Source organism: Luteimonas sp. KH_071 (assembly GCF_057838005.1).
Genome location: NZ_CM174458.1, coordinates 3,303,626 through 3,326,198, shown reverse-complemented (window position 1 = coordinate 3,326,198; position 22,573 = coordinate 3,303,626). Strand labels below are relative to the sequence as shown.

At 67.7% G+C, this 22,573-nt stretch carries 17 protein-coding genes and 1 pseudogene; 11 read left to right on the top strand and 7 right to left on the bottom strand.

What is annotated here, in order from left to right; translation table 11 throughout:
* Positions 1-242 precede the first annotated feature (242 nt).
* The gene (locus AC3IRM_RS15335) at positions 243-401 is read left to right on the top strand and encodes a hypothetical protein (RefSeq protein ID WP_489203947.1); all 159 of its coding nucleotides are present in this window, start codon (positions 243-245) and stop codon (positions 399-401) included.
* 353 nt (positions 402-754) lie between these two features.
* Positions 755-994, top strand: coding sequence for a small membrane protein YohP (locus AC3IRM_RS15330; RefSeq protein ID WP_489203946.1), 240 nt, complete (start codon positions 755-757; stop codon positions 992-994).
* 150 nt (positions 995-1,144) lie between these two features.
* Here AC3IRM_RS15330 and AC3IRM_RS15325 read toward each other — a convergent pair whose 3' ends face one another.
* Positions 1,145-1,693: a DUF805 domain-containing protein gene (locus AC3IRM_RS15325; protein WP_489203945.1), complete on the bottom strand. Its 549-nt coding sequence runs from the start codon at positions 1,691-1,693 to the stop codon at positions 1,145-1,147.
* A gap of 240 nt (positions 1,694-1,933) precedes the next feature.
* Between AC3IRM_RS15325 and AC3IRM_RS15320 the strand changes: the two genes are divergently transcribed.
* Positions 1,934-2,344 (top strand): hypothetical protein, encoded by a 411-nt coding sequence (locus AC3IRM_RS15320; RefSeq protein ID WP_489203944.1) that lies wholly within the window; start codon positions 1,934-1,936, stop codon positions 2,342-2,344.
* 15 nt (positions 2,345-2,359) lie between these two features.
* Here the strand turns inward: AC3IRM_RS15320 and AC3IRM_RS15315 are convergent, their stop codons facing one another.
* Complete coding sequence (locus AC3IRM_RS15315) at positions 2,360-2,749, bottom strand: hypothetical protein (RefSeq protein ID WP_489203943.1); 390 nt, start codon at positions 2,747-2,749, stop codon at positions 2,360-2,362.
* Positions 2,750-2,952: 203 nt separating this feature from the next.
* On the opposite strand from AC3IRM_RS15315, the gene AC3IRM_RS15310 reads away from it, so the two are divergent.
* Entirely contained in the window at positions 2,953-3,147 is a 195-nt protein-coding gene (locus AC3IRM_RS15310) for a hypothetical protein (RefSeq protein WP_489203942.1), read from the top strand.
* Between the two features lie 74 nt (positions 3,148-3,221).
* Here AC3IRM_RS15310 and AC3IRM_RS15305 read toward each other — a convergent pair whose 3' ends face one another.
* Complete coding sequence (locus AC3IRM_RS15305) at positions 3,222-3,368, bottom strand: excalibur calcium-binding domain-containing protein (protein ID WP_489205946.1); 147 nt, start codon at positions 3,366-3,368, stop codon at positions 3,222-3,224.
* A gap of 99 nt (positions 3,369-3,467) precedes the next feature.
* Positions 3,468-3,590 (bottom strand): annotated as a pseudogene (locus tag AC3IRM_RS15300) (hypothetical protein); the annotation flags it as partial.
* A gap of 269 nt (positions 3,591-3,859) precedes the next feature.
* Here AC3IRM_RS15300 and AC3IRM_RS15295 point away from each other — a divergent pair.
* Positions 3,860-4,969, top strand: coding sequence for an LBF_2804 family protein (locus AC3IRM_RS15295; RefSeq protein ID WP_489203941.1), 1,110 nt, complete (start codon positions 3,860-3,862; stop codon positions 4,967-4,969).
* Between the two features lie 86 nt (positions 4,970-5,055).
* On the opposite strand, the gene AC3IRM_RS15290 is transcribed toward AC3IRM_RS15295, so the two are convergent.
* Positions 5,056-5,385: a hypothetical protein gene (locus AC3IRM_RS15290; protein ID WP_489203940.1), complete on the bottom strand. Its 330-nt coding sequence runs from the start codon at positions 5,383-5,385 to the stop codon at positions 5,056-5,058.
* Between the two features lie 198 nt (positions 5,386-5,583).
* Between AC3IRM_RS15290 and AC3IRM_RS15285 the strand changes: the two genes are divergently transcribed.
* The 4 genes from AC3IRM_RS15285 (at position 5,584) to AC3IRM_RS15270 (ending at position 17,780) form a co-directional block, all read left to right on the top strand.
* Positions 5,584-6,273, top strand: a complete 690-nt coding sequence (locus AC3IRM_RS15285) for a response regulator transcription factor (protein WP_489203939.1) — start codon at positions 5,584-5,586, stop codon at positions 6,271-6,273.
* Between the two features lie 393 nt (positions 6,274-6,666).
* Positions 6,667-12,585 carry a DUF7507 domain-containing protein gene (locus AC3IRM_RS15280; protein ID WP_489203938.1) on the top strand — a complete coding sequence of 1,973 codons (5,919 nt, stop codon included), beginning with the start codon at positions 6,667-6,669 and terminating at the stop codon, positions 12,583-12,585.
* 14 nt (positions 12,586-12,599) lie between these two features.
* Positions 12,600-16,289, top strand: a complete 3,690-nt coding sequence (locus AC3IRM_RS15275; RefSeq protein WP_489203937.1) for an outer membrane protein — start codon at positions 12,600-12,602, stop codon at positions 16,287-16,289.
* A 60-nt stretch (positions 16,290-16,349) separates the two neighbouring features.
* Positions 16,350-17,780 (top strand): hypothetical protein, encoded by a 1,431-nt coding sequence (locus AC3IRM_RS15270; protein ID WP_489203936.1) that lies wholly within the window; start codon positions 16,350-16,352, stop codon positions 17,778-17,780.
* 99 nt (positions 17,781-17,879) lie between these two features.
* Here AC3IRM_RS15270 and AC3IRM_RS15265 read toward each other — a convergent pair whose 3' ends face one another.
* Both AC3IRM_RS15265 and AC3IRM_RS15260 read right to left on the bottom strand, forming a co-directional pair.
* Positions 17,880-19,172 carry a sensor histidine kinase gene (locus tag AC3IRM_RS15265; RefSeq protein ID WP_489203935.1) on the bottom strand — a complete coding sequence of 431 codons (1,293 nt, stop codon included), beginning with the start codon at positions 19,170-19,172 and terminating at the stop codon, positions 17,880-17,882.
* A gap of 342 nt (positions 19,173-19,514) precedes the next feature.
* The gene (locus tag AC3IRM_RS15260) at positions 19,515-19,868 is read right to left on the bottom strand and encodes an excalibur calcium-binding domain-containing protein (protein ID WP_489203934.1); all 354 of its coding nucleotides are present in this window, start codon (positions 19,866-19,868) and stop codon (positions 19,515-19,517) included.
* Positions 19,869-20,015: 147 nt separating this feature from the next.
* Here AC3IRM_RS15260 and AC3IRM_RS15255 point away from each other — a divergent pair, with 147 nt between their 5' ends.
* Together AC3IRM_RS15255 and AC3IRM_RS15250 are read left to right on the top strand one after the other, a co-directional pair.
* Positions 20,016-20,363, top strand: coding sequence for a hypothetical protein (locus tag AC3IRM_RS15255; protein ID WP_489203933.1), 348 nt, complete (start codon positions 20,016-20,018; stop codon positions 20,361-20,363).
* Between the two features lie 296 nt (positions 20,364-20,659).
* Positions 20,660-22,570, top strand: coding sequence for a putative bifunctional diguanylate cyclase/phosphodiesterase (locus tag AC3IRM_RS15250; RefSeq protein ID WP_489203932.1), 1,911 nt, complete (start codon positions 20,660-20,662; stop codon positions 22,568-22,570).
* The last annotated feature ends 3 nt before the right edge of the window (positions 22,571-22,573 follow it).

The window sequence follows — 22,573 nt, the reverse complement described above, 5'->3', positions numbered from 1 at the left end:
GATGTTCTGGCGCAGCGGATGCGGCTGCGAGGCAGCGCCGACCGTTCCGGATGATGCCGGTTCCGTGTTCATCTTTGGTCCGCAACCTGCGACCGACGTCATCAATTGCGAACGCTGTCACAGCGTTTGGCGCCGATGTACTGCCGCGTGCGCAGCGCATCCCGCTGCATTGCTGCTTATCGCCACCGCCTCGCTGACCCTCACGGTGGACTCCATGGCCGAAGTTCGAAGCCGGCACGCTGGTGCAGAGCGCCGAGCAACCGCCATCGCGCGGCACGCCTGCAGGCGGCGGCGTCACAACGGCCGATGACGAAGTGCGATTCGTCGAAGCACTCCAGGCCGGCAAGCTGATCCCGCTGCCGCTGCTGGAAGAGGCGATCAAGCAGCAGACCAACTGGTAGGCGTATGGCTTCATCGCGGCAGGCCCGCCCGAGTTTCCGCAGTCGGGCCACGGAGGCGGCGCGCCCGGCAACAGTGCCGTCAGAACAGGGGTCCGTCAGAACAGGGGTCGGAGTGCGATTTCGGTCTGCTCCGTTGGCGCCGATGCGCTCGCCCGCACCGTGCTCGAGCGTCCGGGCTTGCCAAGTCCGGACACGCGGACGAGATGGGCTTCTATGGCACGACTAAAGCGGTCAGGACCATCGAGATGAGGCGTTGCAAGTGGAGTCGGAGGGCTTCGATGTCGTCTGGTGTGGGGACATCCAGCACCCGCTGTCTCTAGCGGTCAAGCGTTGAGATATCCACGACATCGGCAGTGCCGGAAGCGCAAGAGCGCTTCGTGGGAAGACATCAAGGACGCGAACAGAAACGTGGCGGAAAAGCCCGGGCGCGATGGCTTTTTCACGGCATGCAGGCTCGGCCGCACGTAGTTTGTCCATCAACTCTTCGAAGTAAAAAGGTGATCGACATGCTGAAGTTTCTGGCCTCGACTGCGGGCGTCATTTTTCTGATCGGCCTGATCGTTGTGATCGGTTTGCTGATGTTGATCTTCTAAACGCAAGGCGCTGCCATCGGTTGATGCTGCGATCAGGAGGGCTCCTCGGCAACGCCGGGAGCCCTTTTTGATGGGACGCGTATTGCTTGCGCCGCGGAGCGTCCGCGCGTGTCGAAGTCGACGTGCGCCGCAGTTGCACGGCGCGGCACGTCAACTTGCGGAGGCGACAACGGCTGCTTCCGGCTTCGTCGGATAGGTCAGCAGCCAGAGCAACACCAGAATGCCGCCCACCGGCACCAGGCTGATCAGTTGCCACCAGGGATTGAGGCCTGCGTCGCGCAGGCGCCGGGTGCAGGCGGCGATCCAGGGCAGCAGCACGATCAGCGATGCGATCTGCAGCGGCAGCGGGCCGGTCGCCTCGGCGAGCAGGCTGGCGAGCGCCAGCACCATCGCCACGGCGAGCGCGAACCACCAGAAGTCCGCGCGTCCGGTGGTGCCCGTGAACGCCAGGCCACGCAGCACCCCGTCGCGCATCGCGGCGATCGCCGGTTGTCCGGGCGTGGGCGCGCCCAGCAGCAAGCGCTCGGCCGGTACTTCGAAGACAGCGGCCAGGGCGCGCAGGGATTCGGTCGAGATCTTCGCCCCGGATTCGAGGCGCTGGATGGTGCGTAGGTTCAGGCCGCTGAGTTCGGCCAGTTGCTCCTGCGACCAGCGCCGGGCAGTCCGCAGCTCACGGAGATAGGTGCTGTTGATGTGCATCGAGTGCCTCCGCGATCGGTCTGGATGCCCGACATCATCCTGCCGCACGGCGGCGCGGCGCGACGACTCGCTGCCGACACGGGTACGCCACGCGGCCGACAGCACCCGTTGATCGCAGTCCCGATGCGGCCCATTGCGCAGTGCAGGCCTGCGGCCCACGGCCGGTCTGCCGCGCCCTGCGCGTTGATGTCCCAAGGAGCGGCGAATGGACGCCAGTTCCGCATTCCAGGGAGAACCCGCATGAAGCACGTCAATCGCGTCACCGCTGGCTTGGCAGTCGGTTGTGCATTACTGGCCGCAGGCTGCGCGAGCACCGGTGGGGGCAGCGCCGCGTCCGCGTTCCAGCCAGGCACGTACCAGAACGGGGAGTCGGTCGCGATCTTCAACGCCAATGGCACCTTCGTCGGCACGACGCCGACCGGCGACGACTGGGTGCGAGGCACCTACAGGGTGACCGGGAACGAGGTCGTCATGCGGGACACGTGGGAGAGCGAGATGCTGCGCCAGCAGATGGGCAAGGACTGCATCGGCATCGCGGGCCGCTACAGCTGGACGCTGGCGGGCGACGTGCTGACGGCGACGGTGATCGACGACCCCTGCGAGGGACGCCGGCAGGGCACCAGTGGTGTGCCGTGGACGCGTATGCGGTAAGCGTCGTGCATGGCGTCACCAAGTCAGAGTGTAGTGGGCGACAAAGCCACACTCGCGCTCCCATGCGCCCACGCAACCGACTCGCGCCATCGCAGCCAGCGTTTCGTCGAGCGTCTCGTCGCTGAGTCCGCCGACATTGACGCTCCAGGCAAGCGCACGGGACCCCATCGCCTTCTGTCGCCGCACCTGCGTCTTCAGCTCGGCGACGACGGCCGGCTTCGTCCGCTTGGGCAGCGTAATGAGGACGAAATCGTGCGCGTTCGCGGATTGAACCAACGCAACTCTCCGGCGTGTGGGCAGCGGCTCGGACAGAAAGTTACGAGCGGGCAGCGGCGTGCGGATGCAGGTGCGATGCACTCCGGAAAATCTGGAAGCAAGCAGGGCGTCGAGGCTGCGGGCGGGCACTGCGTCATGCCACCGGCCTCTTTCAGCTGAACACGCGTCCATGACGGCACACCGCTGCGACAAAGTGTCGCGCGGGCGCACGTCGCGACAGGTCTAAGATGCCACCCGACGGCATGCAGACCGCATGCTGTTGGACCCGTGTCCGGTGTCGCGCATGCGCTTCACGACAGGTGGTGTGCGTCATGACCCCGCAGTAGGCAGATATGTACGACTGGTTCCCCATCGTCTTCATCGTGTTCAAGGTCGTCGTGCTCGGTACTGGCATGTTCTTCGCCATCAAGTGGCATCACGATCAGGCGAAACAGGACGCGCGCGAGAAGCAGGCCGCGCAGGCGAAGCTGGACCGGCACAAGACGCAAGAACCGCAAGCGCAGCAGGACGACACCAGCGGCCCGTAAGCGGGCTGTGCCGGCAATTTTTCATTCGACGGCAGCCACGCTGGGCTTTTGGCACGGCGGATGCGCTGCGATGTCTAGCGCCTGCGGGACGGCTCGCAGCCCACGCCGTCGTTGTCGCGATCGAGATGCGGGCCGTAGCCCGGATCACCACGATGCACGGGCGCGGCGCCGGCGTCCCGGGCTTCGGTGCAGTTGCGGAAGACGCGCTGCGTCGGCTGCATCTGAAAGCCCGTTCGGTCCGGCTGCTGCTGCGGTGCCTGTGGTGCACGCGGTGCCAAGGGCTGGACGGGCGTCGTCGCCGCTGGTCCGCGATGGCAGTGGTAACCCCCGTTCTTCCGGTCGTTGTGACAGCCATGCCGGTCGAGGCCACCGCCGTGGGCGTGCGCAACGCTGGCCGTGAGCGCGCAGAGCACACCAAGCAGAAGGTGGGTAAATCCGGGCATCGTGGATCCGCGCGCAGGAAGTGGCTCGCAGCTTGCGTCATCTGCGCCGCGCGTGCGGCCGAGGCGGGCACGCGCATGTCACCGGTCCGCGTGCTCGCATCGCCAAGGTGCCAGGGTGCATATGCGGCTGCGGCTCGCGCGGCGACGTTCGGAACGCCAGCGAAGATGTCGAGACACCTTGCGCGCATGCAGTCCTCGAGTGGATCCACTGCACCTGGTCTTGCCGGACCGCTCGCTAGACTGCCTGTCGCTGGCTGCGCTGGAGCATCGTGAAAACCGAAGCAGACGTCGACCGTCTCAACGCCGTGGAACGCGCCGGCCTGGCGTTTCTGCGCCGGGGCGCCCGTCGTCGCGACAGTGAGATCCGCGCGTGGCGCGACGAGGACCTGACGCGTATCCGTCGGCTGCAGCTTTGGGCGGTCGGCCTGTGCGGGCTGTCCGGGGCCGTCTCGGCGTCATTGATCGGCGCAGCGGACCTGTGGCTGCGCGATGCGTTCGTCACGGGCGCGGAGCCGTCCCTGTTCGCCCTGGGCAGTGATGCCGCCTATTGGGCGTGGTACGGCGGTATCGCGGTGCTGGCGAGCCTGCTGGAATTGCTGACGATGTACTGGGTGCTGCTGCGCAGCGTTGCGGGCATCGCCGATGCGGCGGGCCTGGCGGTCTCGCGTCGCGATGTCGAAGACGCGCTGGCGACGGGCCTGTCCCGCGCGGCGCTCGATATTCCGAACCCGCGTCGCGCGCTGCACGGTCTCGATCCCTACGCGCGGACTTCGCGTTTGAAGATGCTGGCGTACACCGCGCTGTATCGGGTCAAGGTCGGCGCGACCAGCTTCGTGGTGCGTATCCTCGCCCGGCGCGTGCTGGCGCGCAGCAGCCTGCGCGTGCTGCTGCCCTTCGCCGCGGTGCCCGTATTCGCCGGGTGGAACGCGCTGATCGCGTGGTGGGTGATCCGCGAAGCGCGCGTGCGCGCCGCCGGTCCCCTGGCGGTTCGCGAGGCGGTCGCGGCGCTCGAGCGCGCACAGCTGGACGACGACGGCCGGCGCCTGGCGCTGGATGCGGTTGCGGAACTCGTCGTCGCGGCCGAAGACGCGCATCCGAACTACGACCTGCTGCTCGCCCGTCTGCGCGACGCCGTCGGCATCGAGCCCCGCATTCCCGAGTGGGGCCAGGTGCGCGCCCAGCTCGCCTCGACCGGCACGCGCGTGCAGCACGCCGTGCTTGCGCTGATGACGACGACGACCGCCCTGCGCGGTCGCAGCTGCCGCCGGCAACGGCGCGTGCTCGAGGACGCTTACGCAGCATGCGACCTGCCACCCGGCGACGCGCTGGCTGCAGCGCAGCGGAGTATTGCCGAAGGCCGCTGCGAACCCGAGTCGTGAGGCGTCGCGTTGGATTCGTCAGAAGGGGCGACGGCATCCGGCGCACCCGGGTGACAGCCGCGCAGCCGCGCTCCGGCGTGAAGGGCTCACGCGGGTGCCCGGCTCACCCATCTGTGGATGAGGCCGGCCTGGAAGAACTGCACCGAGGTCTCGAAGCCATCCTCTTCGCGAATCGCGGCCACCTCGCGCGGCGGGAGCACGGCGACATCTCGGCCGCAGGCCTGGCGAATGCGCCGCAATGCCTCGGGCGAGACGTCGGCCATCGACATCATCCTCATCCACGCGGGGAGTAGCACGTCGTAACCGGATGATGCGGTGTCGAAGGCGAGATCGGAACTCGCCAGCAGCCCGACCGGGCGCAGGCGCGCGGCGCCGGTACGCGCTGAGAGCGCGCCCGTGGGGGCAGGCGTCGTCATTGACTTGGGATGTTTCCCTGCCTGGCGGGTCGCAATCAGGCGTCGGCACACGATCCGACTGGGCGCGTGACGTCTACGCGCATACACGCTCGGCGCGCACGTCTGTTATCTACCGGGATCTTGGAACCGGGCCACTGCACCGATTTGCTATCTTCGCGGCGCCTGCCGAGAGGCGTGCGGAGCCGAGGCGATGCGAGCGTGAGCGAAGTCGACCAACCGATGGTGGCGGTCGTCGAGGACGACGACGAGCTGCGCGAGCAGATCCTGCTGCCCTTGCTGCGTGCGTCGGGTTTCAGAGCGACCGGGGTGGCGAGCGCGCTGGCCCTGTATCGCGATCTCGTCGTCAATCGCTACGACCTGGTGCTGCTCGATGTCGGTCTTCCGGACGAGGATGGCGTCGAGATCGCCCGCCATCTGCGCAAGGCGGCGCCGGCAACGGGCCTGGTGATGCTGAGCGGGTACATCTCCGACCGCGATCGCCTGCGTGGACTCGAAGCCGGGGTGGACGCTTACCTCAACAAGCCTGTCGAGTCCGAGACCCTGATCGCCACCCTGCGCAACGTATCCCGACGTGTGGGGGTGGGCGCCGGTGAGGCCACCGGGCGCTGGCGGCTGGATGCAGCGGGCTGGCGCATCCTGCTGCCCGATGGACGCGCGGTCGCGATGTCGTTGCCGGAACAGCAGATCATGCGGCTGCTTGCGGCAGTGCCCGGCACGCCTGTCCGCCGCGACAGATTGATGGCCAGCCTGTCCGACGATCTGCAGGGCTTCGACCCGCACCGGCTGGAAATGCTGGTCTACCGCCTGCGCCGCAAGTGCCAGGACGCGACCGGTATGTGCCTCCCGCTCCAGACGGTGCGCGGCGTGGGTTACGTCCTCGCCTGGTAGCGATTGTGGCCCGCAAGTCGCATCTGACCCGGGGCGCGGGGCGGTCTTCTGTGGCGGCTCGCGGTCCCGATGGACGACGCTCGCCTCTGTAACCCCGTGTCCGCCCGCTGATCGCCGGTCTTCCTCACATGAGGTGAGGTTTCGCAACACACGGTGCGTGATTCTGGGCTGCGCATCACATATAGTGCGCGCCGCACGTCTCATCAGTCCGCGGTATCGGGGGCTGGTGCGGGCGTCCGGGGAGGCGCGTGGTGGGCAACGCGCCGAAGCAGTGATGACAGAGGCGCCACTGGCGCCGGAACGCATGTGCCGTTTTCGACGGCGCAAAGGGGCAGCTACGTGTTCGAAAAATCGCTTTCTGGCCGGGCGCGTCCAACCGCGTCCGCTTTTCTGTTGGCACTGGCCTTCACGCTGATCGCGGGCGTTTCGCATCTGGCGATCGCGCAGTCCTCGACGGTCACCAATGTCGCCACCGTCACTGCACCTGCCGGCCGGAACGATGTCGAGCCAGCCAGCAACACCGACAGTGCCACGGTGGCGATCGGCGCGAGTGGCCCGGACTTCTGCGCAGCGGGGGATGTCTTCAACATCGTCAACAGCGTGGGTATCTACCGGTATCCACCGGGCTCGCCCAGCGACAGTCGTGTTACCAGTCTGGATTTCACGCTCGGCACCAACGTCAACGCGTTGATGGTGGATCCCGGGGCCGGCGGCGAGCGCAACCGCCTGCTGTTCCATGACGGAGGCTCCGGCAGCATCTGGGCCTACGACCCGACCAATCCGACGACTCCGGGCTGGTACCAGACGGGGGCGGTCGTCAGTGCCAATCTGCCGCGCGCGGGCATGACCGCCGGGGGTGTGGGTTACCTGATCACCCAGGCCACACAGGTCGGCGCCGGCGCGACCGCGCAGATGTATCGGCTGGTGCGCAGCAGTGCCTACGGCTACACCGTGGGCGCGCCGACCACGCTGGTCTATGACGTAGCGCCTGGCGATGTGAACTCGGGCGACATCGCGTTCGACGACCAGGGCTTCGGCTGGCTGGTCGCGGGCTCCGACCTCTACAAGGTCGATGTCACGGCCGGGACCGCGACCCGGCAGCAGGCCTTCACGGGTGCCCCGACTGGCAACGTGGTCTATGCCGGCGCGGCTTTCGGCGGCGATGGCCTGCTGTACGTGGTGGACAACAGCTCTGGCGTGTACTACGCGATGAATCTGGGCACGGGCACGATGACGCAGGTCGCGACATCGGTCGCCACCGGTAGCAACAATCGTGGGCGCGATCTGGCGTCCTGCAGCTTTCCCTCGATCACGCCGGCGGAGCTCGAGGTGGCCAAGACCCTGGCCTCGATCACCCGCGATGGCGCAGCCGTTCCCGCGGGCGAACCGGCGGCGCCGGGCGATGTCCTGACCTACGACATCCGGATCGATCACACCGGCGGAACCCAGGCCGCGACCCTGTTTGCCGGCGATATAGTCGAAACCGTGCCCGCGAACACCTCGCGCACTGGAACGACGGACGCCTTCAGCTGTACCGCCGACGTCTGCACCAACACCAGCCCGGTCAACATCGCGGCGGGCCAGAGCGTCACCTTGCAGTTCGTGGTGCAGATCGATGTCGATCTCGCCGATACCGTCAGCCAGATCTCCAACAGCGTCGTCGTCAACGGTACACCGGGCATCGACTGCGCCGTCGGTGGCAACGATTGCACGGAGGACACGCCGGTCGAGGTCGAGCCCGCGCTCACTTCCGCCAAGGCGCTGACGGCGGTCAACGGGGTCCCCGTCACCGTGGCCGCACCCGTCGCCCTCGGCGACGTGCTGACTTATACGGTCACTGCGACGAATACCGGCAACGTCGTGCTGCCGACGGTGACGCTCACCGACGCCCGCATCACGCCGACCACCATCACCTGCGCGCCCCTCGCGGCGGCTGCGGTCTGCACGCTGACGGGCACGTATACCGTGACCGCCGCCGATATCGTTGCGGGCGCCGTGTCGAACACCGCGGTCATCACCACGCCGGACACGCCCGGGCTCTGCCCGGTCGGTGCGACCGACGTGGTCTGCCGCCCGAGCGTCGACGTACCGACCACCGCCCCCGCGCCGTCGCTGACTGTGGTCAAGACCGCCGGCACACCGACCGGCGCCATTGCCGGCAGCACGATCGCGTACACGTTCCTGGTGACCAACACCGGCAACGTGCCGCTCGCCGATCTCGCGATCGACGACGATCGGCTTGATGCCGCGGCAGTCTGTCCGGTCACCACGCTGGCGCCGGCAGCGTCGACCACCTGCTCCGGTACGCACACGATCACCCAGGCCGAAGTCGACGCGGGCGAGGTGCTGAACACTGCGACCGCGACCGGCACGCCGCCGGGCGGTGGCACGACGACCAGTCCGCCGGACGCCGACGACGTGACGCTCGCTGCAACGCCGTCGCTGACCGTCGTCAAGACGGCGGGGACGCCGAGCGGCAACGCGGTCGGCAGCACAATCGGCTACACGTTCCTCGTCACCAATACCGGCAACGTCACGCTGACGGCCATCGCGATCGACGATGCCCAGCTCGATGCCGCCGCCGTCTGCCCGGTCATCACGCTGGCGCCCGCGGCCTCGACGACCTGCACCGGCACGCACACGATCACCCAGGCCGAAGTGGATGCGGGCGAGGTGCTGAACACCGCGACCGCAACCGGCACGCCGCCCGGTGGCGGCACGACGACCAGCCCGCCGGATGATGCCGATGTGGACATAGTGCGCAGCCCCGGGCTCAGCGCCAACAAGGCGCTGAGCGGCAACGCCGATGAGGATGGCAGCGGGACGGTCACCCTCGGCGACACGCTGAGCTACACCGTCACCGCGACCAACACCGGCACGGTGACGCTGGCCGATGTCGACGTGCGCGACGACCGCATCACGCCTGCCCGCATCGTCTGCGCCAGCCTGGCGCCGGGCGCGAGCTGCGTGCTCACCGGCACCTATGTGGTGACGCAGGCCGACGTCAATGCCGGCCAGCTGGTCAACACCGCCACCATCGCCACGGGCGAGCCCGGCGTCTGTCCTGCAGGCAGCACGTCCGCGGCGTGCAGCCCGACCGTCACTGTCGGCATCACGCCCTACGAGATCGCCGCCAACGACGACAGCTTCGGCCCGGTCAACGGGACGGACGGTGATCCGTCGGTCGGCAACGTGCTCGACAACGACACGCTCAATGGCGTGCCGGCGAGCCCGGGCACGGTGACGATCACGCCCGGCACGGTGCCGCCGGGCCTCACGCTCGATCCCATTACAGGTGTCGTCGGCGTCGAGCCCGGCACGCCGGCGGGCAGCTACACGTTCGATTACACGATCTGCGAGACGGCGAATCCGGCCAACTGCGACACCGCGACAGTGACCGTCGTGGTCGAAGCCGCCGAGATCGTGGCCACCGACGACAGCTTCGGCCCGGTCAACGGGACCGACGGCGACCCGTCGGTCGGCAACGTGCTTGATAACGACACGCTCAACGGCGACCCGGCGACGCCGGGCACGGTCACGATCACCACGGGCGCGTTGCCGGATGGCGTCACGGTCGATACGACGACGGGCGTCGTCGGCGTCGGACCGGGCACGCCGGCGGGCAGCTACACGTTCGAGTACACGATCTGCGAGACCTTGAATCCGGCCAACTGCGACACCGCCACGGTGACCATCGTGGTTGAGGCAGCCGAGATCGTCGCCAGCGACGACAGCTTCGGACCCGTCAACGGCGCCGATGGCGATCCCTCGGTCGGCAACCTGCTCGACAACGACACGCTCAACGGTGTGCCGGCGACGCCGGATACGGTGACGATCACGACCGGCGCGCTGCCGCCCGGCGTCACGGTCGATACGACGACGGGTGTCGTCGGCGTCGAGCCGGGCACGCCGGCCGGCAGCTACACCTTCGAATACACGATCTGCGAGACGTTGAACCCCGACAACTGCGATACCGCAACCGTGACGTTGGTGGTCGAGGCCCCGGCGATCGATGCAGTCGACGATGGTGCGACGACCGACCAGAACACGCCGGTCACGATTCCGGTGCTCGACAACGACACTGTCAATGGCGTGCCCGTCGACCCGGATGGCGTCAGCGTCGTCGAAGTGTCGCCGCCTGCCAACGGCCGCATCACGATCAATCCGGACGGCACGATCACCTACACGCCGAACCCCGGCTTCTCGGGCGACGACGTGTTCGAGTATCAGATCTGCGAGATCACCAATCCGGCCAACTGCGCCACCGCGACGGTCACGGTCACGGTGATGCCGAACATCGTCGAAGCGATCGACGATAACGCGGGCACGGTCGAATCCGGCGTGCCCACGCCCGTCCTCGTGGTCGGCAACGACACCAGCACCGGTGCGCCCCTGGATCCCGGCTCGCTGACGATCCTGACGCCGCCCGGCCACGGCGTCGTGGAGTGTGCGAATGGCATCTGCACCTACACGCCCGAGTTCGGCTTCACTGGCGAGGACAGCTTCGTCTACCGCGTCTGCGACACCTCGTACCCGTCGCCGGTCTGCGATACCGCGACCGTGCTCGTCCGCGTTGAAGGCGTGTCGCCGCTGCGCGTGACCAAGACCGCCGCCGTGCGCGAGGTCAAGGTCGGCGATCTGGTGCGCTACACGGTGACGGTCGAGAACATCGGCAACGCCGTGGTCTCCGGCGCCAGTGTGGTCGACACGCCGCCGGTGGGCTTCAGCTACGTCGACGGGTCGCTGGCCGCCAGCGATGGCCGCGCGCTGTCGGTGACGGGCGCGCGCCCGATCCGCATCGCCAGCCTCGATCTCGCGCCGGGCGACAACCTGACGATGAGCTACCTGCTGCGCGTGGGTGCCGGCATCCGCGCCGGCGGTCACGTCAACCAGGTGCAGGCGCAGAGCGCAGGCGGCATCCCGCTCTCCAACGTCGCGACTGCGCAGGTGCAGACCGGGTTCGATCCGCTGCTCGACGACAGCCTGGTGTTCGGCACCGTGTTCGACGATCGCAACGGCGATGGCTGGCAGGCGAGTGCGGCGCTGCGCGATGTGCGCGTGCAGGGTGGCTTCGCGCCGGGTGCCTACATCGCGGGTTCGACGACGATCGATCACGGCGACGGCCCGCAGCCGCTGGCCGACGCCAGCGCGCCGCTGCTGCACGGCGTGGTGTTCGACACGATCGCCGGTCGCCAGTCGGTGGCCGATCCGGTCGAAGCGAACCAGGTCGTGATCCGCCAGCGTCTGCGCAGTGCGGACTTCACCGATGACTTCGTGCTCACCAGCGGCGATGGCGCGACGTTGCGCATGTCGGCCGACGGCAGCACGCGCATCGAGCGCAGCGGTGACGTGGCGAAGGGATTGTCGGCCGCCGAACCGGTGGTGACCCGGCGCGTCTCGCAGGACGGCGAGGGCGTGCTGGTCGAGTACGTGATCGGTAACGCCGGTATCGACGAGCGCGGCATTCCGGGCGTGCGGATCGCGTCGGTGGAAGGCCTGCTGATCGAAACCGATCAATACGGCCGCTATCACCTGGTCGACGTGCCGGGCGGCACCGCCGCACATGGCCGCAACTTCATCCTCAAGGTCGATCCCGCGACGCTGCCACCTGGCACCACGTTCACCACGGCCAATCCGCTGGTGCGTCGCGTGACCGCCGGTCTGCCGGTGCGCTTCGACTTCGGCGTGCGTCTGCCGGTGGTCGAGCTGCAGGCGCCGGGCGAAACCGTCGAGATGACGCTGGGTGAAGTGATGTTCGACCCCGATAGCAGCGCGCTGCGCGCGGACATGCTGCCGGCGATCGAGGCGATGGCGCGCGAGGTCGACCGCCACGGCGGCGGCAGCATCGTCATCACCGGCGAAGGTGGCCAGGAAGCGCTCGCGTTTGCGCGCGCTGCTTCGGTGCGCGACGCGCTGCAGGGCCAGGTCTCGCCCGCGGCCTCGCAAGCGCTGCAGGTCGAACTGCGCACGCGGGTCGAGGATCCGCATGCGCTGGTGGCCGGCGTCGGCAACGGCGACGTACTGCTCGGCACGGTGCTGTTCGAGACCGATCGCGCGACGATCCGGCCCGAATTCGCGGCGCTGCTCGATGCAGTGGCCGCGCGTCTGGACACCCTGGGCGGTGGCGTGGTCGGCATCGTCGGACATACCGACGTGCGCGGCGCGCATGCCTACAACGTCGATCTGGGCCTGCGCCGCGCGCGGGCGGTCTACGACGCACTCGCAGGGCGGTTGAGTCCGCAGGTGCGTGCGAATACACGGGTCGAGGCCACGCGCGATCCGGCTGCGCCGGTTGGGGAGGTGCGCAAGTGATCAGGAACCGGACCATGAAGATGAAATTGCTCGACGCCACCTTGCTCGGCATCCTGGCCGGCATGGCGTCGGCAGCCGCGACAGCGCAGGACGCCGCTGCCACGAACGCCGCGAATGCAGCGCCGACCGGCACCGCGATCGATTGCGACGACTCGGGTTGCCGCGATGGTGACGCGACGCTGTTCCAGCTGCGCACGCGCAGCTTCGACCAGCCGGTGACCACGGGCACGTCCGCGCGCTCGTCGTCGGCCGCGCTGCAGCCCGATCGCCGCGTCAGCGTGGCGCTGGAGCAGCCGGGACGCGCGACCGCGCTCGGTCGTTTCTCGGTGCAGCTGCCGGGTGGCGGCGCCATCTGGGCGACCGAAGATCCCGATCTCGGCCAGCCCGAACTGTCGGTATCCGGCCCGTCGCTGGCGCCGTTCGAAGCCGGTCGCATCACGCGTCCGGTGCGCTTCTACGCGCGCAGCAACTACGTCGACTTCATCGATCGCCTGGAGCTCACGCTGTATCGCGCGAGCGATGCCGACCTGATCGAGCCGATCGCGCAGTTCGACCTGCCGCGCGCGGCTGTCGCCGACGCCGAGTGGGACGGCACGCTGCCTGCCGGCCGCCAGTTCCGTCCCGGCGACGAGCTGGTCTACGTGCTGCGTGCCTACGACGCCGAAGGTCATTTCGACGAGACGTATACACACCGCCTGCAGCTGGTCACGCCGGCCGAGGCCGATCGCGGCGACCAGATGCTGCGCACCGGCACCGAGCGTGCGCTCGGCACCGCGCTGACCACCGACCAGGCGGCCACGCAGTCGCAGATCGATGCCGTTTTCTCCGGCAACGGCCTGCGCCAGCAGAACATTCCGGTGTACGGCTCGCGTGTGCGCATCCAGGGCCGAAATCTGGCCGAAGGCCAGACGCTGCTGATCAACGGCGACAGCTATCCGGTCGATCTGGAACGCAAGTTCGTCGCCGAATACCTGATGCCGGTCGGCCAGCACCGCTTCGACATCGGCCTGCAGAACCGCAATGGCGACACCGCGCAGCACGCGCTGGATGTCGACGTCAGCGGCCGCTACTTCTTCGGCGTCGGCATTGCCGACGTCACCGTGTTCCAGAACAAGGCCATCGGCCCCGGCCGTGAAATGGCACTGGCTGGCCGCGAAGACGACATCCTCAGCGACGGCCGCCTCGCGTTCTACGGCAAGGGCAAGATCGGCGGCAAATACCTGATCACCGCGCAGGCCGACACCCAGAACCGTCCGCTCAGTGATCTCTTCGACGGCTTCACCGCAGCCGATCCGCAGGACATCTTCCGCCGCGTCGATCCGGACCTGTACTACCCGAGCTACGGCGACGATTCCACGACGTATCGCGACGTCGACACCATGGGCCGCTTCTACGTGCGCATGGACTGGGACAAGAACCAGGCGCTGTGGGGCAACTTCTCGACCGGTTTCACCGGCACCGAGTACGGCCAGTACCAGCGTGCGCTCTACGGCGCGGCGCTGGCGTGGCGTTCGCGCGCGGCCAACGTCTGGGGCGACCCGGTCAGCGAGTTGCGTGCGTTCGGATCTGAAGCGCAGACCGCGCCGGGGCACAGCGAGTTCGTCGGCACCGGCGGCAGCCTGTACTACCTGCGCCACACCGACGTGCTGCCGGGTTCGGAGCACGTCGTCGTGGAAACGCGCGATCCGACGACGGGCCGTGTCGAAGCGCGCGCCGTGCTGCTGCGCGGCGCCGACTACGAGATCGACGAACTGCAGGGCCGCATCATCCTGACGCGCCCGCTGATGCCGGTCTCGCGCGACAACGTGCCTACGATCACCCGTGACGCACCGCTCGATGGTTTCGAGCAGCGCCTGATCGTCGATTACGAATGGGTGCCCGCAGGGTTCGATCCCGACGAGATCGCTGCCGGTGTGCGCGCCAAGCAGTGGTTCGGCGATCACGTCGGCCTCGGCGCGACCTGGGTCGACGAGAACCGCGCCGGCGAGGACTACACGCTGATGTCGGCCGACCTGACCTTGCAGGCCGGCAAGGGCACCTACCTCAAGCTCGAGCACAGCCGCACCGAGTCCACCGGCGCGCCGGTGTTCTTCTCCGACAACGGCGGTTTCACCTTCAGCCAGCTCAACCCTGTCGGTCCGCGCGAAGGCGAGTCGAGTGCGGTCGAACTGCGTGCGAACTTCCGCGAGCTCGGCTGGACCGTGCAGGACTGGAGCACGGGAGCATGGTGGCGCCGCGTCGATGCCGGTTTCTCGGTCGCGCGTTTCGACACCGGCGCCGACATCGAGGAATACGGCGCCGAAGTGCTGGGCGAGTTCACGTCCGACATCGGCTTCTACGCGCGTTACAGCCGCGCCGAACGCGGCATCGATGCGCTGGTGCAGGCGCAGGCGACGACCGAGTGGCGCTTCTCCGACGTCACCGCGCTCGCCGCCGAACTGCGCCGTGTGCAGGAAGAGCGCGCTGCGACGGCCGACATCGCCGGCACGCTCGGCGCCTTGCGCTACACGCATCGCTTCGGCACCTCGCTCGACGTCTACGGCGTCGCGCAGCTGACGCTCGACGATGACGGTGGTCGTTACGCGGACAACGATGCGTTCACGCTCGGTGGCCGCTACAACTTCGCCAATCTTTCGACGCTGGGCGGCGAGGTGACGACGGGCGATCGCGGCGACGCGGCGCAGGTCAACGGCGAGTACCGGCTGTCGCCGCAGCACGCACTGTATGGCGCCTACACCTACTCGACCGATACCACCGAGTACGACCCGCTGTTCAACCCGACCCGCCAGAACGGCTGGACGCTCGGCCAGCGCTGGCGCCTGTCGAACCAGGTCAACATCTTCAACGAAAGCCAGTTCCTCAAGACCCGGCAGGAGTCGGGCCTGGCGCACACCTACGGCATGGATTTCTATCCGGGCGTGGGCTGGAACCTCGGCTTCACGCTGTCGGACGGCGAGTTGACCACGCGCGATGGCGGCCAGGTCGATCGACGTGCGATCAGCGTCTCGGGCGGTCGCACCTCCAACATCACCGACTGGCAGAGCAAGATCGAGTGGCGCGAGGACACCGGCGCGGAACGTCGCACGCAGTGGATCACCACCAACCGCGTGCAGCATCGCCTCAACGAAAGCTGGCGGGTCGCTGCGCGCTTCAACTACGCCGACACCCAGGACGATCTCGATCCGCGCGCCAGCGCGAAGTTCATCGAGAGCAACCTCGGCTTCGCGTATCGCCCGTGGGATGGATCGCGCTGGGGCCTGTTCGGCCGCTACACGTATCTGTACGACCTGGCGACGTTGGGCCAGCTGGGTGGTGCGGACTACGACCAGAAGTCCCAGGTGCTGTCGCTCGAAGGCGTGTACCGCATCGACGACCGCTGGGAAGTGGCCGGCAAGCTCGCACGCCGCGAAGGCGAAGCGCGCTACGGCCGCGGCACCGGCGCGTGGTTCGACTCGGCGACGACCTTCGCCGCCAGCCAGCTGCGCTACGAACTGCTGCACAAGTGGCACGCGCTGGCCGAGTACCGCTGGCTCGACGTCGACAACGGCGGCACCCGCCAGGGCTGGATGGCCGGCGTCGACCGTGACATCGGCCGCAACTTCCGCGTGGGCGTGGGCTACAACTTCACCGATTTCAGTGACGACCTCACCGATCTCGACTACGACCATCGCGGGTTCTACATCAACTTCGTCGGCAGCTACTGATCGGGGCCGCGCGCGACTTGCCGCGCTCAACCCCACAGCACGCCGAAAGGAATTCGACATATGACCGACCATCCGCGCCATTCCCTCCGCCGCCGGACGCTGCTGACCGTCGCCACCGCCGCCGTTCTCACCCTGGCCGCCGCCGGAGCGTCCGCGCAGGTAGGCGTGACCGCAGTGCAGCGCAGCTTCATCAATCTGGGTTTCGAATCGCCTTCGCTGGGCACCACCCCCTGCCGGCTCTACATCGGCGAGGAGTACGTCCCCGGCTGGACGACGTCACACACATTGACAGCGCAGGAGAACAGCGGTTGCGTCGGGTTTGACATTCCCGGCTTCACCACTGCGCCGGCCCGGATTCTCGAGATCTGGCGCGGGCCGCGCAACAACAACACCGGCAACGTCGCCGTTCCGGCACGCAGCGGGACCCAGTTCGCCGAGTTGAACGCGGCCCAGTCCTCGCGTATCTCCCAGAACGTCTGCCTCGAACCCAATGACGACATCCGCTGGCGCCTCAGCCATCGCGGCCGCAACAGCGCCAACCAGATGAACTTCCTGATCGGCGAAGCGCTGATCGTGCAGGTGGAGTCGAACAATACGGGCACGGGGGCAGTCGTGCAGATTGGTCAGGGCACGGCACTTCCGCCGAACAACAGCGGCATTGCGAACTGGTTGGACTACGAGGGCCAGTTCAACTACGCGGGAATTCCCGGTGTCACCAACATCGGCTTCGAGGCCGTCGGCGGCACGACGGAGGGCAACTTCCTCGACGACATCCAGGTGTTCCTGAAGCCGTTCATCGAGCTGGCCAGCGGCACCTACCGCACGACCGAAGGTGAATCAGACGGCCTTCCGACGTTGCGCATCGCCGGCACGGTGGATGCGGATATCGATGTAATCATCCGCGTGCTCCCCGGCGGCTCGGCTGTTCTGGGCGCCGACTTCACCACGCCGAGCGGCAGCGACACGTTTACCGTGCGTATCCCGACCGGGACCTACGACGGCATCTCGCTTCCGCTCGGGCTCGCCGCCATCGGCAACAGCCTGTTCGATGGCACACGCACCGTGCAGCTGCAGCTGGAGGTCGACGAGGACACCTATTTCACGCGTTCGACAAGCGTCTGCGGAGATCCGGGTGTGGCCCAGGCCCTCTGGGAAATTCTCGACGACGACGTCGACCTCGCCATCGTCAAGACCGCCTCTGCGGCAAGTGCAGCGCTGGGCGAGACGATTGGATACATCCTGACGGTGACGAGCGATGCCGCTGCACTGGTCGACGCGGACGGCGCGATCGTCCGCGACCCCGCTATCCCCGGACTCGATTGCACGGCCGCCGTGCCGACCTGCAGTGCGAGCAACGGCGCGGCATGCCCGGCGGATGTGTCGATCGGCATTCTGCAGGGCGCCGGTGCGGTGATCCCGACATTGCCACCAAGCGGGCAGATCGAACTGACCTTCGAGTGTGTGGTCACAGCGAGTCCGGGAGTGCCGTGACCTGACGCCTCTTGGGCAGTGCGGCTCGGCGTTGACGCGACATCCCGGCCGAGGGCGCTCGTCGGCGGCAACGCTCTCACGCCTCTTGGCAGGAAACTGCTAAGCGGCGGCCCGGTCCCTCGAAGGCGCTGGCGCCAACGGCAGGCGCATGCGGAAGCGGCTGCCCTTGCCGGGGGCGCTGTCGACGGTCAGCGAACCGCCCGCATCGGCCATCAGGCCAGCGACGACGGCCAGCCCGAGACCCGTGCCCTGTCCAGGGGGGCGGGTCGTGAAGAACGGTTCGAAGATCTGCGTCTTCAGGTGGTCCGGAATGCCGTGCCCGGTATCCACGACGTCGAGCTGCACATGGCCCTCGGGATCGGGTGCGCCGAGCACCAATGAGAAGCGTCCACCATCGGGCATGGCCTGGCCGGCGTTGGCCGTGAGGTTGAGGATCGCGAGTCCGAACTGTGTGCGGTCGAACAGGATCGGCACCGGCGCATTGGGCAACTCGAGGGCGAGCGGAATCTGAGGCCCCAGCGTTTGTCGCAGCATCGGCGCGATCTCGCGCAGCGCTTCCGCCGCGTCGAAGCGTTCGAGTTGGCACGCGTCATTGCGGGCGAAGGTCAGCAACTTGTGGGTGATGGCGGTAGCGCGGCGTACTGCCGTATCGAGCCCGCCCAGCACAGCTTCGATTTCGGCCGGATCGCGGCTGCGGCGTCCGCGTTCGACGTATCCGAGCATCAGCGTCAGCAGATGATTGAAATCATGGGCGACGCCACTGGCCATGCGGCCGACTGCCTCGACCTTCTGTGCGTGCAGCAACTGCGCCTGGGCGCGCTCGCGCGCGGACATCTCCTCTGACAGACGCGCGTTGGCTTCCGCCAGCGACACCGTGTGTCGGGTGGCCTCGGCCAGACTGTTGCGCAGGGCCGACGACGTACGGTCGACGACGATGGTGATCAACAGGAACATCACCGTGCGGACGCCGACATCTGCGAACGTTGCCGAGAGGGGTTCGCCGGTTCGTCCTGCGTCGGTATAGCCACCCGCCACCATGGCGACGACCAGGACGCCGTACATCGCCCACAGCGCGCTGCGGCCGATCATCATGCCGGCGACCAGAAGCCACATCACCTGGATCGGCTGCTCGAAGGTATGCGACGACAACCCCGCCATCGCATACGAGGTAAGCATCATGACCGCCACGACGACCAGCAACTGCCGGATCGCCCACTGAAAGCGTCCTCGACGGATCAACAGCAACGACCAGACGGCGACGGCGCTGATGACCAGGCTGGTTATCAGTGAAGCGGTCTCGCCCGGTTGCCATGGAAGCCCGCTTCCGAAGACCCGGTAAAGCCAGAGCAGAGGCGGAACGGTGCCGAGCAAGCCGAGGACGATCTGCAGCATGGGTGCGTTACGGCGATCGACGGGATCCAGAATCGCAGACGCATCGAGCCATCGGGAGACGAATTGCATGCTGGGCGCCTTGGTGGGATTTCGATCCAGTGGTTCACGGCGTTGGTTGCGCACACAACACAACAGTGGGGCCTGTGCTGGCGCGTTCGCTGCATCAACGATGCATATGCTCGCACCCTGAAAAGATGGCAATAAACCCGTGGCACGGCAAGCGCGATGGTGTGCGACACGGACATGGGGTACGCGCTGGGGTCGCGGAACACATGGTGGCAATCGCGGGAGGGCGCCAGATGCGATGTCATCGCGACCCTCCAACGATGTCCAGGAGCCGTGCTAGGACTCACACCCCGCGCCATCGTTGTCCCGATCCAGATGCGGGCCATAGCCCGGATCACCTCGCCGCACCGGCGTGGCGCCCGCGTCGCGTGCGGCGGTGCAGTTGCGGTAGGCGCTCTGCATCGGTTGCGACTGGATATGAGAGCGAGTCGGCTGCTGCGATGACGGTGTAGTGCGCGGTGCCAACGGCTGCACAGGCGGCGCAGCAGTGGGTCCACGATGGCAGTGATAGCCCCCGTTCTTCCGGTCGTTGTGACAGCCGTGCCGGTCGAGCCCGCCGCCGTGCGCGTGCGCGACGCCGAAGGCCAGTGCGCACAACACACCGGTCAGACGGTATGGAAGTCGGGGCATCGTCGATCCGTATGCGTGAGATGGCCGGCAGCTTGCACCTTCCGCAGCAGACGTGCGGCGCCGGAGGCTGCGTCCGTGCCATCGGCCCACGCGGTCGGACGCGCCGGCGTCTCATCCCATGACCCGGCGGCCGATCATCCTGCGTCCATGGAATGGCAGACCAACCCCTTGCTGCGCGAAGAGATCGGCGTGGCCCATCGGACGCTGCGCTCGATCCCGCTGCTCTACGAATGGCGTGCATGCGCCGGCGTGATGATGCTGATGTGGAAGGGCAAGGCAGTGGGCGCGGTGTATCCGGGCGGGCGGTACTGGTTGAAGTGGCGGCGCAGGGAATACGTCGGCACGGCAGCATCGCCGGCGCAGGCCAGGCGGTTCATGACGCGCTGGGTCGGGGCGCGTCGCCAGGTTGCGCCATTGCTGGACGAGGACCTGCCGCCCAAGGCGCTGGTGCCTCTGGAGACGTTCCTGCGCGAGTACGAGGCCCAGTACGCCTGAGTGCGGGCGCGGTACGCGCGCCGCCGCCCGTTGCGGATTCGCGCAATCCGTGGCCTGGCCCCGTGCGGTGCGCCTGTATCGCCCGGTGAGGTCGGATCCTGTGCGGTCCGGAATGTGCCCGCGGTCACGTCAAACACCACCTGAGGTGGGCCGGATTCCCAGGTCACGGCGCAATCCGTCACGGGCGCTACCACCCGGCGTTTTTCGGGCGTACTGTGCGGAAAGTCGCCCTCGACGCATCCGCCGGATGCGTGTGTGGCGGCATCGGCCAGCGGGGTCGTCCGGTGAAGCTGCAGATGTTCAGGCCTGTCCGGTCACCGGAAATCCAGTCCGATGACGCCGACGCCGGCGCGCGTTTCACGCGCGCGCTGGTCACGCTGACACGTACGGTCTGGAGCCCCGACTGCACGTTCGAAACGGCCATCGCGTCGATCTGCAGGACGGCCGCCGCGGCCTTGCAGATCGAGCGCGTGACTGTCTGGAATTACGACGCCGCTGCGTGCTGCCTGCGGTGTCTGCATGCCTACGATGCGATCACAGACCACAGCACCCCGCCCGACGCGCTGGAAACGCTGCCGCTGGACGAGGACGACTACGTCGCGTCGTTCGACGACGTGCGCACGTTGGAGATGGACGCGTTGCAACGCGATGCGGTGATGGCCCGCTCGCTTGTGGCACTGCGCGACTATCTGCAACGGCATCGCATCCACGGCCTGCTCGATGCTCCGGCCTTCGTCGGCGGCGAACTGCAGGGCGTGATCTGCCACGAGAGCCTGGCCGGTGCGCGTATCTGGTCGCGGGCGGAAACCACCTTCGCCGCGAGCATGGGCGATTACGTGGCGATGGCGTTCGAGATCGCCCGGCGCAGGCGGGCCGAGGCCGAAGTCGAACATCTGCGCCTGCACGACGTGGCGACCGGCCTGCCGAACCGCGACTACATGACCGAGCTGATCCGTCAGCGCTTCCTGGATGGGCCGTCCCGCCGGCAGGAGGTGCTGGCGATCGTCCATCTGCAGGTGGATGTCAGCGGCGCCGCGGCCTGGTCGCACGGGGCGCCCAGCGTGGACACGGTGATGGGTCGCATCGCGCAGGTCCTGCGCCCGGTAATGGGCGGGGACACCGAACTCGCGCGCACGGGCATCGACGGCTTCAGTTTCCTGGTGGCCACCCATCCCGCGAAGCGCACGGTCATCCGCCTGGCGGAAGCCATTCTCGATGTACTCGAGTCGATGGAGTGGCGACACGCGGACGTCGACCCGGGTGCGTGCATCGGCATCGCACTTGCCGAGCAGGCCGGTGCGCAGAACCCGCTGTTGCTGTTGCAGCGCGGTGAGGAAGCCGCCGCGCAGGCGCGTGCCGCGGGGCGATTCGGATACGCCGTCTACGACACCGAACACCACGCATCGCTGCTGGAATCGCTGCGTTTCGAACGCGAACTGCGCGATGGATTCGCCAGCGGCGCGTTCGAAGTGCATTACCAGCCCGAGTACGACGCTGCGACCGGGCAATGGGTCGCGGCGGAAGCCCTGTTGCGTTGGCGCGTGGGCGACACGCTCCGGACGGCGGGGGAATTCATCGGTGTGCTGGAGGCCTCTCGGCTGATGCCGGCAGTCGGCCGTTGGGTCATGCGGCAGGCCTGCCAGGACGCGATGACCTGGCCCGCGGGTCCGGATGGCCAGTCGCCATGCGTCCGGGTGAATGTTTCGGCCCGGCAGTTCGACGAGTCGGATCTGTTGCAGGAGGTGCAGGCCGCGCTGGATGCGTCGGGGCTCGATCCCGCGCGGTTGAGCCTGGAACTCACCGAGACCACGCTGATGCGCGACATCGACCACGCGCTCGACATTCTGCAGCCACTGCGCGAGATGGGCGTCCACGTGGCGATCGACGATTTCGGCACGGGCTACGCATCGCTGGTCTATCTCAAGCGCCTGCCGGTCGATGCGTTGAAGATCGATCGCGGATTCGTCCAGGGCATGCCCGGCAGCGTCGCGGACGTGGCGATCGTGCGGGCAATCGTCGGGCTGGCCGCCGCGTTCGAGATCGAGGTCATCGCCGAGGGCGTGGAAACGCCTGCCCAGGAGGCGGCCTTGATGGACGCCGGGGTGCACCGCATGCAGGGCTGGCGCTACGGCAAGGCGATGCCGAACACGGCACTGCGCAGCGTGCTCGAGACGCAGAGGGGACCGCTGGCGTCGCTGCGGGACTGACGG